This window comes from Legionella pneumophila subsp. pascullei (genome assembly GCF_900637585.1).
GTDB lineage: Bacteria > Pseudomonadota > Gammaproteobacteria > Legionellales > Legionellaceae > Legionella > Legionella pascullei.
The window spans coordinates 3,305,142-3,319,425 of sequence record NZ_LR134380.1 but is presented as its reverse complement, the minus strand read 5'-3'; the positions used below and the strand labels follow the sequence as shown (position 1 = coordinate 3,319,425).

The following is a 14,284-nucleotide window of genomic DNA, read 5'->3' as shown; positions in this document are numbered from 1 at the left end:
GTATTTCTCAATTTTTACTCATAAAATGAAATTCCGCTGTTGCAGGAGAGCATTATGAAGTGGTTTTCATCGGTGGTAAACGGAGTCAAAACAATTGGGTCAAGTCTGTGGGAAGGTTCAAAATGGGTTTGGAACAACGCCTCTTTGTCAAAAATCACGACTGGTTTATTTAGCTATACCGCAAATACAACTTTTCAAGTTTTAGAGCAGGCAATAGCACTGCGTGATGCTGTCCCTACCTTGGTTAACAATCCTCAAGCAAAGAAAATTGCCTATGGAATGGGTTACATTCTTGTTAACGATGTTTTGCCATTAGTTGCGTTAAATTTTGCAAACAATACGGCACAAAATTATTTCAGAGAAGGCTATGATGAGGATGCTTCATGGTATGCCCCTTATTCTCTTTTTTTATCGGGATTAACTCTAACGAGTTATCTTGTCAGAGCTTACACCTGGCGGCAAGGAGTCCAAACGGTAGCCCACGTTGCGGTTCTTGACTCTTTAGGCCCTTCCTCATTTAATTCAAATAAAAAATCACTTCCTCCTTCTATCTGTGATGAATTGGATTGTAACTATAAACGTAAAATTAAAGGTTGGGGAAGAGAGCCTCTTGTTTTAATGGGTAATGATGCACTGACTTATGGGGTTAGTTTAATCCCTTATGTAGGTGAGCCTCTCTCACAAGTATTAAGAGTATATTTCAATGGTCGCTATATTATTCGGTTGACTACACCAGAGTTGTGTGAGCGTCATAAATATTTGGCAATGAAACCAGAGTCTGTTTTAGGGTTTGGATTAACGTTTGAAGCGACAAGTATGTTAATGGATAAGGCATTGGAATCAACTGTAGGCATGCCCCCGTTTTTATATTACAGAGCCTTGCGCCATTTATTGCTACTGTTGCATATTAATGTTGCTGCGCATATGGAGTTACCCAAATCAGGTTTGAAAGACAAAGCCTCGTCTTTTGATCCGTTTAATATTTATGAACGTGTTAATCGCTTTGTAGCGGATGTCATATTTTCTGGCTTAATTAAAAGAATACCCATTGATTTCAAACCTGATAAAGATGCTGAGCCCTTAATTCCACTATCTCCCGCTCTAAAATTTGGCACTATGGTATTAAATATGGATTTGGAGAAGGAAAAGAAAAAAACTCCCGGGTTTTTTAGCAAAGCCATAGATAAAGCTTATGTTTTGGTTTTACCCCCTGTTTTTCGGGGTGCTAATGGTTTAATCAATGATCCAATTGTATTTATGTATTGGCCTACTATACGATCAGGAGCTATTTCTGCTGTTGAATTTGTTGAGGGAGTTGGGAAAACCAAAACGATGGCTACTTTGGCATGGGCACCAAAAACTGTTGCAGCCGCCATCAATCTCAAATTTGGAATCCCTAAAAAAGTAACACGCTTTGTTTTAATGTTAAGCAAAGAAGAAGATTTCTGGAATCTGGCTACCGCATTCAAATTATGGTTTGAAAGACATAATATCAAAGGTGAACCAAAATTAATTACGGGTTCCAATCTGGCTTTAAATGGTGTAACCCCTCTTGAGCCTACTCCAATATCCGTTGAAAAGGGACCTATAGTTTCTCCCCAGCAATTAATTGTGGAAAAAGATACGAAAGAAGTGGTGCCAGCCAAGAGCTTGCTTCCTGTCAGATCTCAACCTCAACCTGGAGTTGTTGTGACTATTAGCCCTGATAGTTTATTTTCAACCAGGAAACGCAGGGTTAACACAGATCAAGAAAAGGATGCAATAACAGAGCTTAGCATGACAAAATAAGATTTTCCGGGTTATTTCGACATAAGGGCAACAGGGTATTGTTGCCCGACAAGACGACTGCCCGCATTTATCGATGATATTATGCTGGCTGTAAACAAGGCGCTTACTGCACTTAAAATAATTTTTTTCGCTTAAAAAAATACAGCATGAGTATTGCCAGAAAAACCATGGTACCCAGAATTACAGGGTAACCATATCGCCAATTAAGTTCTGGCATAAATTTAAAATTCATTCCATAAACCCCTGCAATAAAAGTTAAGGGAATGAAAATACTGGCAAACAAGGTCAGAATTTTCATGGATTCATTCATGCGATTATTAATAGTAGACAGATAAATTTCCAGCATACTTGCCGACATTTCTCTGTGTAAGTCGATCGACTCTACCAGGCGAATACAATGGTCATATAAGTCTCGGAAATAAAGATTATGTTTTTTATTGATTAACCCTCCATCATCAGTAAGTAACAAATGGACAATATCCCTTAAAGGGGGAATGATTTTTCTAAGGGTAATTGTCCTTCTTTTGATGGCGTATAAAGTTTGTAGCTTAATCGTTTCAGGCTTGTTTATTAATTGATCTTCTAAAGTTTCAAGCAGTTGGGCTGAGGTTTCAACAAAGTTGAAATAATCATCAACAATATAATCCATGATAAGATAGGTCAAATAATCACTTCCATATTCTCTGATTAAAGAATGCTCTCCATTAAGACGTTGATAAATAGAAGATAAATTATATTTTTCAGATTCTCTGAATGTCAGTAAAAGCTTCTGTTTAATGATTAAACAAAATTGTTCTGTATTATAAGTTAAATGATTGGGAGGGGATTGTAATAATCTAAAAACAACAAAAATATAATCGTCTATTATATCCAGTTTAGGTCTTTGCTTGGTATTAAGCAAATCTTCAATAACCAAGGGGTGTATGTTGAATTGGGAACAAATTTTAGAAATTTTTCCGAGGTCTGCAAGACCTGAAATATCTATCCAAATATTATGCCCAGCTTCGTAAGCCTTTTTCACTTGTTGAGCGTCGAAGGTGTCTAATCTCTTATAATGTTTTTTGTCATAAATATGTATAATAATTTGGGTCGGTTGCGGTGGGTGTTCGCCTATATATACGGCAGTTCCCGGTAGCAAACCTGTTTTTGCTGAAGCTTTTGTTTTATGAACATTCATGAAATGATCTCAGTCTATGAATTTTTTATTAACGTATCATTTAGTCATTGTTTAAGTCGATAGTTGACTGTTCTCGTTTATCTTGCTATGCAAAGGGCGATGATGCTATATTTGCGACCTGATTAGCTTAATAAAGGGCAATTATTATTTGAAGCTTATAGGGAAGTTGTTCACACTCCCAAGTAAATCATAAAGAATTAACCCACTATAGTCAGTATCTATCAATAAGGTAGAATGAGTTGTTATATACTATGGAAGCTCTTGTCGCATGAATCAATCGCTATCACCCCAACAATCACCAGGGTTTCTATTCATCGCCGTGAGTATGATAACTTGTCTGATATTATTAATTAATGTTTCTTTTAAAATTATTCTGCTTGGGGGGCTCGTATTTGCAATCAACAGTTTGATTTGTCCCGTCATTGCCGCGTTATTTTTATTTGCATTGAGAAATTGTACCTTCAAGGAGCAACGCCATTTACTTAATATTTGTTTGATGACTTTATACATGTTTTGTATTGGGGTTTATGTGCTGGTGAATTTACCAGCTGCTGAATACATGCATGATAATCCAGCCTATCAAGTCATTTTTGAAGAAATACCAAAGAAATTTTTTGCTACGACTATTGCTTTCGCACTCAGTTTTTATTTGCCTCATTTATTGTTTTGTACCAAAACTAACAGGGTTTTATCAACCCCAAAGCAATGTGTATTACTAGCTTTGCTGGGAGGAGTGAGTTTCTTTTGCCTGGACTTTTATTTATTATTTTCCGCTCCCCATGCTCATAGTTTCAAACAAATTTTTATCGATTCATTCATGATCTCTTCTCTTTTACTCCTAATCATTGGAGTGGTTTATTTAACATTTTTGTTGAACGACAAACAATATAAACACAAAGCGTTAATTGAATCCTCAGAAGTAACATTTTTTCCAATTTATCAATATTTGATTTGCTTCGCAGTGACCGTGATATTGGTCTGTCTGGCCTGTGAGTATCGAATGATCGCAATAAATAAAGACATGGTTTTATCTGCCAGTTGTATTTTCTTTCCCATTACCATCATTATTAGTACTATCGTAGGTGAATTGTGGGGTTACCGTACTAATTTAAAACTGGCATTGGCTCTTCTTGCAGCGCAATTTATTTTTGACATGTTATTGATGGGGAGTGTTGCTTTACCTTCACCTCCTTTTTTTAATTTGAATCCTTTTTATCATTACATTATGCCACGCAGGTTATCCGCAGCGTCGCTGTCTTTATTTGTTACTTTTCTTGGTAATGCAATGCTGTTGCACTATTTGAAGTATTCAAAATGGAAAATTAACCGATCCTTGCGGATATTAATCGCTAATATTTCAGTCAACTCATTATTATGCCTGGTTGATTACAGTCTTCTTTATGGTGGCATTTATCCTTATGAGCAAATTATTAATTTAGCGGTAAGTGTTTGGCAATACAAATTATTGATGGCAGTCATTTCTCTCCCGCTTATTTTATGGATGTGCAAGATCTTGGAAAGAAATTATTCATTAGTTGTGCAAGAAGAGAGGAATTAAGCAAAAGGTTTAATCTTTTAGATTATGAATAGCGGCAGTAAAAGCGCGTAAAGGAGTTATCTGTTGACAGAGCAAAACTACAATGGCTCCTGTTGCCATAATTGCCCAAATTGGAACGACAACCCCTACAACCTGGCGTAAGGCAATTCTAATAAGGACAATGACAAAAATAATGACAGCAGAAGCTATTCCTGTCCCCTTTTATTTAATCCTGTCTCCTTTGGATGGGTCTTTTCCAGCCATAGACAGTTTTTTGTCGGGATTCGGTTAATGTTAACTCATCGGGTGGCACATTCTTGCGTATGGTACTTCCTGCTCCTATTGTCGCATTAGCGCCCACTGTAACCGGGGCGACCAATTGAGTATCTGACCCAATAAAAACACCATCTTCGATAATTGTTTGGTGTTTATTAACCCCATCGTAATTACAAGTAATGGTTCCAGCACCAACGTTTACATTTTTCCCTAATAGGACATCCCCTAAGTAACTGAGATGACTAGCCTTTGTGCCTTCATCGAAAATCGCTTTTTTAGTTTCCACAAAATTGCCAATTTTACAATGGGAAGCCAATTGCGTTCCTGAGCGCAAGCGGGCAAAAGGACCTATATGGCAGTCATTTGCGATATGACAGCCTTCCAATACGCTATTAGCGTAAATTTCACATCCATCGCCTAATGTGACATTAGTCAGATTGCAGTTTGGACCAATTTTGCAGCCATTACCTAAAACTACCTTGCCTGTAAAAATGCAATTAATGTCAATATAGACGTCTTTGCCACAATATAACTCACCTCTCAAATCAAAACGGTTGGCATCCGCCAGGGTGACACCCTTTTCCATGAGTTGATTAGCCATTCTTTGTTGCCAGATGCGCTCCAGTTGCTGAAGTTGTTGGCGATTATTGACGCCCTGGACTTCAAAATTATTTTTAGCTGTTAATGACGTGATAGGTGTTTTATTTTGTACAGCCAATGAGATAATTTCAGTTAAATAATATTCGCTTTGTGCATTGTCATTACTTAGTTGAGGCAACCATTTCTTCAGATTACTTGCCAAAGTGCAACAAATTCCAGAATAAATTTCTTTTATATTCTTTACTTGCTCATTTGCATCCTTTTCTTCTACAATGCTATAAATTTCACCTTGGTTGTTTCTGACAATACGCCCAAGACCACTTGGATTTTCAAGTTCTGCAACCAGGAGTGCTAATACGGAATGATCTGGGTGTTGAAGTTGGCTGCATTCAATTAGTGATTGAAGGGTTTCCACTTGAATTAAGGGAACATCAGCAGACAAAACCAGAACATGTGCATCGTGGGGGATATGGGGCATGGCTTGCAAAACGGCATGGCCAGTCCCTAGTTGCTCGGCCTGATGCACCCAATGAACAGGTAAGTCGGGGAGTGAATTTTTAATTTGTTCACCACCATGACCATAAATAACATGGATTGCACTGGGACTTAGCTGTCGAGCAGTTTCCACAACGTGGGTTAGCATCGGCTTGCCAGCTAGGTGGTGAAGAACTTTGGGCGTATCCGAATACATTCTTTTACCTTGCCCTGCGGCTAAAATAATAATTTGTAAATTCATGTGATTTGTGTTTTCCTAAGTTAAATATCATAATCGGTGCTGATTTAAACAGTCTGCCCCAATGTTATGAATGATGTAAAGAGCTATATGATAAATAAGTTGCAGTTAAAGGAGTAGAGCAATGAATATATTTCTAAAGGTTTTAAAGAAATTAATAAAGGAAAAATTGAGTGAGTTATCCGCCAATTTGAAATGGAAGTCAGAAACCCTTGGCTATAATACAAAATTATCAATCGATCAAAAAAATGTCATTGATAAACTTGAAGAAAGTATCGTTCTCTTTAAAGATACAGGCAATGATGAAGCGGATTTGCTGTCAATCAATACATTGATAGATACTGCCCGAATACAAATTCAATCCATAAGAGAATCCTATGGGGAACCCAGAGATAAAGGAGAGTCTGTAACTTGTCTCAATAATTTGAAAAATCATTCCAACGATTTTCTTGGCAAACTAAAGAAATTTGATTTTGATCTGTTAAATAAAGCTTATACAGAAACACCTGAAAACATTGTCTATTACCATGCTGCTATCTATCTCGGTGATGAAATTTTTAGTCCCAGAACAGGGATCGATTACGAAATCCGAACCAAAAAAGAAGGACAATTGGCAGTAAGACTGCAAGCATTAAGCGAGCGAATTAATCCAACCCACAATTTGGAAGAACAAAGAAAAAGAGCGTTACAAGTGTTGCAAGATCTTGCCCAGGACAATCAAAACGCAATCAAGAAAGACAAAGGCTTTTCGCTTCCTGGTTTAAGCTTTTGGGGTGTTTCTGTGGTTACGCCATCGGATTGGTTTAGTTCAGGAGAAGGTCGATTTGGAGTTGAATTTAATACGGCTGTTCGCACCATTCAAGGAATGACGGAAAGCCAATTTGAAAGGCCGGTGGTAAAACAAACAACGACAAAGCAAGAAGAAAGCAAACCATCAGATGTAAAAAAAACAGAGGCAACAGAGGAAGAGGATGAGGAGCATTTATCTGATCAAACTCATTCCTTGTAAGTCACTCTCTGGGAATATTGGAATGTAATGGGTATGGGTTGATTTTTCAGGCACCGATCTATGCGAGAGGTCTCCAAATGATATTTTTATTGGAGTAAGGAGATCCCTCGTTCTTAAACCTGCAGTTCTCCACACAAATTGGTTTCAATCAGTTTTTTGATTTCAGGGATTTCCAGATTCTTGCTTAATAAATACAGCAATTTGCAATGAGCCGCTTCAGGGGTCATATCATGACCGCTAATCAAGCCTGCTTCTTTTAAAGTATGACCTGTTGCGTATTGATTCATTTCCACTTTTCCCTGATGGCATTGGGTGCAATTAATAATAATAACCCCCCTGTCGCAAGCTTTCTTTAGTAAATGTAAAAATTTGGGATCATTGTTTTGGGCATTACCAGCCCCATAGGTTTCAAGGATTAAACCCCGTAATGGTTGATTTAAAATGTATTCAAGAACGTCAGAGGCAAACCCCGGGAACAGGCGGAAATTCGCTATAAAGTGGGGAGTAATGGTTTGTAGATGAAACGGCGCTTTGGGGCGTGGCAATAAACGATGTTGATGTAGTTCTATATCGATACCAATGGATGCCAAAGGTGGGTAGTTGGGCGAATCAAAGGCATTGAAGCGTTGGGCGCTAATCTTTTGGGTGCGGTTGCCTCGAAACAAATGTTGGTTGAAATAGATGCATACTTCATGGATAGGTTGATGAGCACAAAGCCACAGGGAGGTAATGAGATTATCTGTCGCATCATTACGAATCTCGGATAAAGGAATCTGTGAACCAGTGACTATAACGGGTTTTCCCAAATACTCCAGCATAAATGATAAAGCAGAAGCAGTATAAGCCATGGTATCGGTGCCATGCAAAACAACGAATCCGTCAAATTGTTCGTATTCATGAGCAATATCTCTGGCAATCCTGTTCCATTCCGTGACGGTCATATTAGAAGAATCAAGCAGCGGCTGATATTCTTTGATAACGTAGTCAGGCATGTCTTTATGTTTTAATGCAGGAATTTCTGTGAGTGCTTTTTGAATGAATCCTGGTGAGGGTTCATAACCATGAGATGATTTTATGCTACTGATTGTGCCACCAGTATTGATAATTAAAACTCGTTTTTTCATACGGATTTATAATCAAAGTGTTGTTATTGTTTCGGTAAGTATAGCGAAAACTTGGCAATACCAATAACAACTAATTTGCTGCTATTTTATTATTTGCTTCTTAATGATTGGTTGTATCATGCTAAAACCGAGCTGCGACGATTAGGGGAGGAAAATGTATGATATTATTAAGTACAGTAAGACCACTGGTTTCGAGGGTATTAGCAGTCATGTTACGACTCTATGAAAATGTCACATTATAATGGGTAATTTTTGTTCTATAATAGCTCAGAAAATGCAATATAAAAACAGAGACTAAATTAGTCCAAATAATATTTGCAGATTTAATTGTAAGCTCTTGTACTTTGTGGAAAAATCAAATTATTAACGGTTTATTCTAAGCAGTGACATCATGGTAATCGATCGTGCCGGTTATCGCTTGAATGTAGGTATTATCCTTGTCAACGATTCCGATAGAGTTTTTTGGGGAAGACGAAGCGGGCATGACGCTTGGCAATTCCCGCAAGGTGGCTTGGCGCCTGGCGAGACGGCTATGCAAGCAATGTATCGTGAATTGCATGAGGAAGTGGGGTTGGATAAAGGTGATGTTGAAGTATTGGGTTCAACCAGGCGTTGGCTAAAGTATAGACTGCCCAAACAATACTTGCGACATGGCAGTGAGCCTCTGGTTATAGGCCAGAAACAAAAATGGTATTTGTTAAAGCTTATAACAAATGAGCAAAAAGTGAGATTGGATTTGAGCGATTCTCCCGAGTTTGATAGCTGGCGATGGGTGGATTTTCATGAGCCCGAGCAACAAGTTATTTTTTTCAAGAGACAGGTCTATATTCAAGCGCTAAAAGAATTAGAGCCTTTGTTAAAAAAAGAACGCCGTACGCCTTATGGCTTAAAACGTAAAAGAGGTAATCAAAGAGCTTAGATGCTTAAAATACTTAAACGGATAGTACAAGATGTTACCGCTGCCAGTGATTTAAAAGAAGCACTAGGCATTTTGGTACAACGTATCAATACAGCCATTAATGCCGAGGCTGTTTCCGTTTATCTTATTGATAATAAAAATGCCGAATACGTACTGATAGCCACGGAAGGTTTGAACAAACAGGCGGAGTTTAGAGTCAGAATTGCTCTTGATTGCGGCCTTATCGGATTGATAGGACGAAGAGAGGAACCTATCAATATAGAAAATGCGCCATCTCATCCAGATTTTTATCATAATCCATTAATTGGTGAAGATCACCTGAACGCCTTTTTAGGCGTCCCTATTATTCAACACAGAAAATTATACGGTGTTTTAGTTGTTCAACAGCTTGAACAACGTCATTTTGATGATGCTGAAGAATCATTTCTTATTACCTTGGCTGCTCAATTGGGCGGGATTATTGCTCATGCAGAGGCAACAGGTGAGTTGGCCGAGTTGACGCAACCCAAAAAGGGGATTGGCGTAGACAAGGTTGAAGCAGCTTATACTGCTCTTACCGGAATTGGAAGTGTTCCTGGTATAGGAATTGGTACAGCTGTGGTTGTGTACCCACCTGCAGATATTGATGCTGTTCCTCGTAATCCAGTTGAAGAATTGGAAGACGAAATCAATGCCTTCTATGAAGCTTTGGAAACGACAAGAGATGATATCAGGCGTTTAAGTAAACGCATGAAAGAAACTGTTGCTGAGGAAGAGCATGCTTTATTCGATGTGTATTTAAGAATTTTGGATAGGGATAGCTTGGGTGCTGAAGTAGAGCATGTGATTCGTGAAGAGAAAATCAGCGCTCAAGCTGCCCTGGCTACAGTGATCAAGAAACACGTGCAGCAATTTGAAAGCATGGGCGATGATTATCTGCGCGAACGAGCCAGCGATTTCCGTGATTTGGGCCGAAGAGTTTTGGCGGAATTACAACGTACCCAAAGAGAAGAAATTGTTTATCCGAAGAGAACCATTTTAATAGGAGAAGAAATTACTGCTGCCGCTCTGGCAGAAGTTCCAGAAGGGCAATTGGCTGGTGTCGTTTCAGCTAAAGGCTCCAATAACTCCCACGTTGCTATTTTAGCGAGAGCTCTCGGTGTACCTACTGTGATGGGGTTGAGAGGATTAAAAGTAGAATTGGTATCGCGTCGGGCTTTGATTGTTGATGGCTATTATGGACATGTTTATATCTCTCCTTCCAAATCATTATTAGCGGAATTTAAGCAATTAGCTCAAGAAGAACAGGAATTAAACCAAAGCCTGGTAAGCTTGCGTGATAAACCAGCGGAAACTACTGATAACTACAGAGTCTCTTTGCAAGTCAATACCGGATTGGCAATGGATGCCGGTTTATCAATGAGTGTTGGCGCTGAAGGAGTTGGTTTATACCGTTCAGAAGTACCATTTATGAGTCGAGATCGATTCCCTTCAGAAGATGAGCAGACCATTATTTACAGACAGACTCTCAAGGCCTTTGCTCCACGTTTGGTAACTATGCGTACCCTGGATATTGGTGGAGACAAAATTCTACCTTATTTTCCAGTTGAAGAGGAAAACCCTTATTTAGGATGGCGTGGAATAAGGATAACTCTTGATCATCCAGATGTCTTCCTGATTCAGGTTCGTGCCATGATGCGTGCTAGTGAGGAACTGGATAATTTACGTATCATGTTGCCTATGGTCACTACGCTTAGCGAAGTAGAGGAAGCCGTTTATTTGATTGAACAGGCATTTGAAGAGCTGGTGGAAGAGGGGTGCGAAATAGTAAAACCCAAAATTGGTGTGATGATTGAAGTGCCTGCCGCTGCTTATCTGGCAAGAGAAATGGCGAAACGAGTAGATTTTATTTCGGTGGGTAGTAACGATCTTACTCAATATTTATTGGCTGTGGATAGAAATAACGCCCGAGTTGCCGCACTTTATGATCCCTTGCATCCAGCCATGTTGCGTACATTGCTAAAAATAGTCGAAGGAGGGCATGCAGCTGGTGTTGAGGTGAGTATTTGTGGCGAAATGGCCAGCGATCCTTTAGCGGTGATCTTGTTAATTGCTATGGGTTTTGACACCTTAAGCATGAATTCCGCCAGTTTACCCAGGGTGAAATGGGTTATTCGCAATTTTGCTATCGCGAATGCCCGTAAAATTCTGGCAGAAGTTTTGGAATTTGAACATCCTGCTGAAATACGATTTCATTTGCAAAAGGCTCTAGAAGAGGAAGGATTAGGGGGATTAATCAGAGCAGGGAAGTCATGATATCCGGTGAGTTACTGATTAATGGAGTGATTTACATCATTATTGGTGCTTTTGCAGGAATAATGGCGGGTGCTCTGGGCGTTGGTGGCGGGCTTATTGTGGTACCAGGACTCGTCTATATTTTTCAACACTCGCAGGTGATTCCAGAAGATATCCTTATGCATGTCGCTGCAGGTTGTTCACTGGCGGTGATGATTTTTACTTCTTATGCATCCTTAAAAGCACATAATAAAATGGATGAGATACTCTTACCCCTTTTTAAGAAGTTATGTCCGGGTTTGGTTCTTGGTACTATTTTAGGTTCCATAATGGCCTCTGTTATTCCAACCCATTTATTGAAAATAATATTTGGACTGTTCTTGCTTGGCGTAGCTATGAAAATGCTTCTTGATGTCCGAGTGAGCCACACTGATAAATTTCCGGGATATTGGCTCAATACTTTAGTCAGTAGTTCAATAGGTTCGATATCCGGTTTATTAGGGGTTGGAGGAGGAGTCATCATTATCCCTTATCTGACCTATTGTGGAGTTCCAGTCAGAAAAATTGCTGCAGTATCCAATTTGGGCACTTTTGCAGTTGGTCTAGTGGGTACAATTATGTTTATGGTTACTGGCACATTAGACATGACAAAAATATCGTATTCCACAGGATATATATATTGGCCAGCAGTTTTAGGGGTAGCAATTCCAAGTAGTTTGATTGCACCATTTGGGGCTAAATTAAATTATCTTTTACCCGTAAATTATTTAAGATATGGATTTATCGTGATTTTAATTACCACCGCAATTCATATGTTTTTGTGAAAGGAATTTGAATAACCATGCTCACCTATCCAAATATTAATCCAATTGCTTTTTCTTTAGGGCCATTAAAAGTTCATTGGTATGGTTTGATGTATTTAATCGGTTTTGTTGGCGCCTGGCTACTGGGTTATTGGCGCATCAAACATTATAAATTGAACTGGAATAACGACCAGTTAAGTGATTTGATCTTTTATAGTGCCCTTGGTGTTATTCTTGGGGGACGAGTAGGTTACATGTTGTTTTATGACTTTCAGGAGTTTATCCACCACCCCTGGGTATTATTTAAAATATGGGAAGGAGGGATGTCTTTCCATGGTGGTTTGCTTGGAGTGGTAATTGCCGCCTGGCTCTTTTGCCGTAAATACGGAAAAACTTTCTTGGAGGTTGGAGACTTTGTCGCCCCTCTAGTTCCTTTAGGTTTAGCGGCAGGTCGCCTGGGAAATTTCATTAATGGGGAATTATGGGGGCGTGTCACTGATGTTCCGTGGGGTATGATATATCCTCATGTGGATGATCAACCAAGGCACCCATCTCAATTGTATGAATTTGGTTTGGAAGGAGTCGCTTTATTCATTTTGATTTGGTGTTATGCGTCAAAGCCGAGACAACAAGGGAGAGTGAGCGCTTTATTTTTAATGGGATACGCGATTTGCAGGTTAATTGCTGAAAGCTTTAGGCAACCTGATTCGCAATTAGGTTTTGTGGCATTTGGCTGGCTGACAATGGGGCAGGTTTTATCCATCCCCATGTTATTAATTGGAATTTGGTTATGGTGGGCTAAGCGATGAAAACATATTTGCAATTGTTGGAGCATATTTTACAACATGGGGTAGAAAAATCGGATAGAACGGGCACTGGAACATTATCTGTATTTGGGTATCAAATGCGTTTTGATTTGGCCAAGGGATTCCCGCTTGTTACCACTAAAAAACTACACACGAGAAGTATTGTTCATGAATTACTATGGTTTTTGCGTGGTGATACCAATATTTCTTATCTTAAGGAAAACGGGGTAACTATTTGGGATGAATGGGCAGATAATAATGGTGATTTGGGGCCTGTCTATGGAAAGCAATGGAGAAGTTGGCCCACTGCTGATGGACGCACCATTGATCAATTAAGTGATGTAGTGCAACAAATAAAGAGCAACCCTGACTCTCGTCGCTTGATTGTAAGCGCCTGGAATGTGGGTGAATTGGATCAAATGGCTTTAATGCCTTGTCATGCCTTGTTTCAGTTTTATGTTGCAAACAACAAGTTATCCTGTCAGTTGTATCAACGCTCAGCCGATGTATTTTTAGGAGTTCCTTTCAATATCGCTTCTTATTCGTTGCTTACTCATATGGTCGCCCAACAATGTAATTTGGATGTGGCCGAGTTCATATGGACCGGGGGAGATTGTCATTTGTATCTTAATCATTTGGAGCAAGCGCAAACTCAATTAACCAGAGAACCTTTGCCATTGCCCTCCTTAGCTATTAAGAGAAAACCGGCTTCTTTATTTGAATATGTTTATGAGGATTTCGAATTTGTGAACTATCAATCACATCCTGCAATTAAAGCGCCTATCGCCGTTTAATTTTCATCGGAGTTGGATTTTTATTGCCACTTGTGATTTAATATTGCCTCAAGTGTTTATTAGAGGTTCAATTCCGTGAAAAAAATTATGGTGTTTGTATTACTGACGGTTGTTTGTAGCGCAGGCTTTTCCAGTAAATTGAGTAAATTTCTGAATAAAATGGATGCTGAGCAAAAACAAAGAGATGCTCAGGAATTGCAACAGGATATGAACTTTGGGGATTATGCTTTTCGTTTGAAAGAGCGCTATGTCGATGATCGCGGGCAACGTTGCCGTGATTATGAATTCAGAGGACGCTCCAACCCCTATCGACATGGTTATTTTACTGTGTGCGATGATCGTTGATTTTACTCTCTCTGTCTATTGATTTATCGTCCGCTCCCTTATGGTCGCGGCTCGGTTGTATTGATAATTCGAGCCGCGATCGTAAGGAGGCGGGTTATC

General features: G+C 39.2%; 12 protein-coding genes. 9 read left to right on the top strand and 3 right to left on the bottom strand.

Features of this window, described 5'->3' with window-relative positions; translation table 11 throughout:
• Positions 1 to 36: 36 nt before the first annotated feature.
• Positions 37 to 1,788 (top strand): lpg2879 family Dot/Icm T4SS effector, encoded by a 1,752-nt coding sequence (locus EL201_RS14915; protein ID WP_080273185.1) that lies wholly within the window; start codon positions 37 to 39, stop codon positions 1,786 to 1,788.
• 112 nt (positions 1,789 to 1,900) lie between these two features.
• Here EL201_RS14915 and corA read toward each other — a convergent pair whose 3' ends face one another.
• Entirely contained in the window at positions 1,901 to 2,965 is a 1,065-nt protein-coding gene (gene corA, locus EL201_RS14910; protein WP_027222994.1) for a magnesium/cobalt transporter CorA, read from the bottom strand.
• Between the two features lie 268 nt (positions 2,966 to 3,233).
• Between corA and EL201_RS14905 the strand changes: the two genes are divergently transcribed.
• The gene (locus EL201_RS14905) at positions 3,234 to 4,523 is read left to right on the top strand and encodes a VUT family protein (RefSeq protein WP_027222993.1); all 1,290 of its coding nucleotides are present in this window, start codon (positions 3,234 to 3,236) and stop codon (positions 4,521 to 4,523) included.
• A gap of 205 nt (positions 4,524 to 4,728) precedes the next feature.
• Here EL201_RS14905 and glmU read toward each other — a convergent pair whose 3' ends face one another.
• Positions 4,729 to 6,114: a bifunctional UDP-N-acetylglucosamine diphosphorylase/glucosamine-1-phosphate N-acetyltransferase GlmU gene (gene glmU, locus EL201_RS14895; RefSeq protein ID WP_027222992.1), complete on the bottom strand. Its 1,386-nt coding sequence runs from the start codon at positions 6,112 to 6,114 to the stop codon at positions 4,729 to 4,731.
• A 121-nt stretch (positions 6,115 to 6,235) separates the two neighbouring features.
• On the opposite strand from glmU, the gene EL201_RS14890 reads away from it, so the two are divergent.
• Positions 6,236 to 7,120 (top strand): lpg2874 family Dot/Icm T4SS effector, encoded by an 885-nt coding sequence (locus tag EL201_RS14890; protein WP_027222991.1) that lies wholly within the window; start codon positions 6,236 to 6,238, stop codon positions 7,118 to 7,120.
• Positions 7,121 to 7,233: 113 nt separating this feature from the next.
• On the opposite strand, the gene ansA is transcribed toward EL201_RS14890, so the two are convergent.
• Complete coding sequence (gene ansA, locus EL201_RS14885; protein ID WP_027222990.1) at positions 7,234 to 8,244, bottom strand: asparaginase; 1,011 nt, start codon at positions 8,242 to 8,244, stop codon at positions 7,234 to 7,236.
• A gap of 391 nt (positions 8,245 to 8,635) precedes the next feature.
• On the opposite strand from ansA, the gene EL201_RS14880 reads away from it, so the two are divergent.
• From EL201_RS14880 to EL201_RS14855, 6 genes are all read left to right on the top strand, one after another.
• A complete protein-coding gene (locus tag EL201_RS14880) occupies positions 8,636 to 9,163 on the top strand; it encodes an RNA pyrophosphohydrolase (RefSeq protein WP_027222989.1) in 528 nt (175 codons plus the stop codon).
• Positions 9,164 to 11,458: a phosphoenolpyruvate--protein phosphotransferase gene (gene ptsP / locus EL201_RS14875; protein WP_011947751.1), complete on the top strand. Its 2,295-nt coding sequence runs from the start codon at positions 9,164 to 9,166 to the stop codon at positions 11,456 to 11,458. It begins immediately after the preceding gene.
• Positions 11,455 to 12,261, top strand: a complete 807-nt coding sequence (locus EL201_RS14870) for a sulfite exporter TauE/SafE family protein (RefSeq protein WP_027222988.1) — start codon at positions 11,455 to 11,457, stop codon at positions 12,259 to 12,261. The genes ptsP and EL201_RS14870 overlap by 4 nt, the downstream gene beginning before the upstream one ends.
• A 17-nt stretch (positions 12,262 to 12,278) precedes the next feature.
• Entirely contained in the window at positions 12,279 to 13,049 is a 771-nt protein-coding gene (gene lgt, locus EL201_RS14865; RefSeq protein WP_010948555.1) for a prolipoprotein diacylglyceryl transferase, read from the top strand.
• Positions 13,046 to 13,840: a thymidylate synthase gene (thyA, locus tag EL201_RS14860; RefSeq protein ID WP_014842865.1), complete on the top strand. Its 795-nt coding sequence runs from the start codon at positions 13,046 to 13,048 to the stop codon at positions 13,838 to 13,840. The genes lgt and thyA overlap by 4 nt, the downstream gene beginning before the upstream one ends.
• A 75-nt stretch (positions 13,841 to 13,915) precedes the next feature.
• Positions 13,916 to 14,185, top strand: coding sequence for a hypothetical protein (locus EL201_RS14855; RefSeq protein WP_027222987.1), 270 nt, complete (start codon positions 13,916 to 13,918; stop codon positions 14,183 to 14,185).
• The last annotated feature ends 99 nt before the right edge of the window (positions 14,186 to 14,284 follow it).

Excerpts from the sequence above, each read along its gene's own strand:
- corA (WP_027222994.1), bottom strand. The coding sequence starts at position 2,965 with ATGAATGTTCATAAAACAAAAGCTTCAGCAAAAACAGGTTTGCTACCG.
- EL201_RS14905 (WP_027222993.1), top strand. The coding sequence starts at position 3,234 with ATGAATCAATCGCTATCACCCCAACAATCACCAGGGTTTCTATTCATC.
- glmU (WP_027222992.1), bottom strand. The coding sequence starts at position 6,114 with ATGAATTTACAAATTATTATTTTAGCCGCAGGGCAAGGTAAAAGAATG.
- EL201_RS14890 (WP_027222991.1), top strand. The coding sequence starts at position 6,236 with ATGAATATATTTCTAAAGGTTTTAAAGAAATTAATAAAGGAAAAATTG.
- ansA (WP_027222990.1), bottom strand. The coding sequence starts at position 8,244 with ATGAAAAAACGAGTTTTAATTATCAATACTGGTGGCACAATCAGTAGC.
- EL201_RS14880 (WP_027222989.1), top strand. The coding sequence starts at position 8,636 with ATGGTAATCGATCGTGCCGGTTATCGCTTGAATGTAGGTATTATCCTT.
- ptsP (WP_011947751.1), top strand. The coding sequence starts at position 9,164 with ATGCTTAAAATACTTAAACGGATAGTACAAGATGTTACCGCTGCCAGT.
- EL201_RS14870 (WP_027222988.1), top strand. The coding sequence starts at position 11,455 with ATGATATCCGGTGAGTTACTGATTAATGGAGTGATTTACATCATTATT.
- lgt (WP_010948555.1), top strand. The coding sequence starts at position 12,279 with ATGCTCACCTATCCAAATATTAATCCAATTGCTTTTTCTTTAGGGCCA.
- thyA (WP_014842865.1), top strand. The coding sequence starts at position 13,046 with ATGAAAACATATTTGCAATTGTTGGAGCATATTTTACAACATGGGGTA.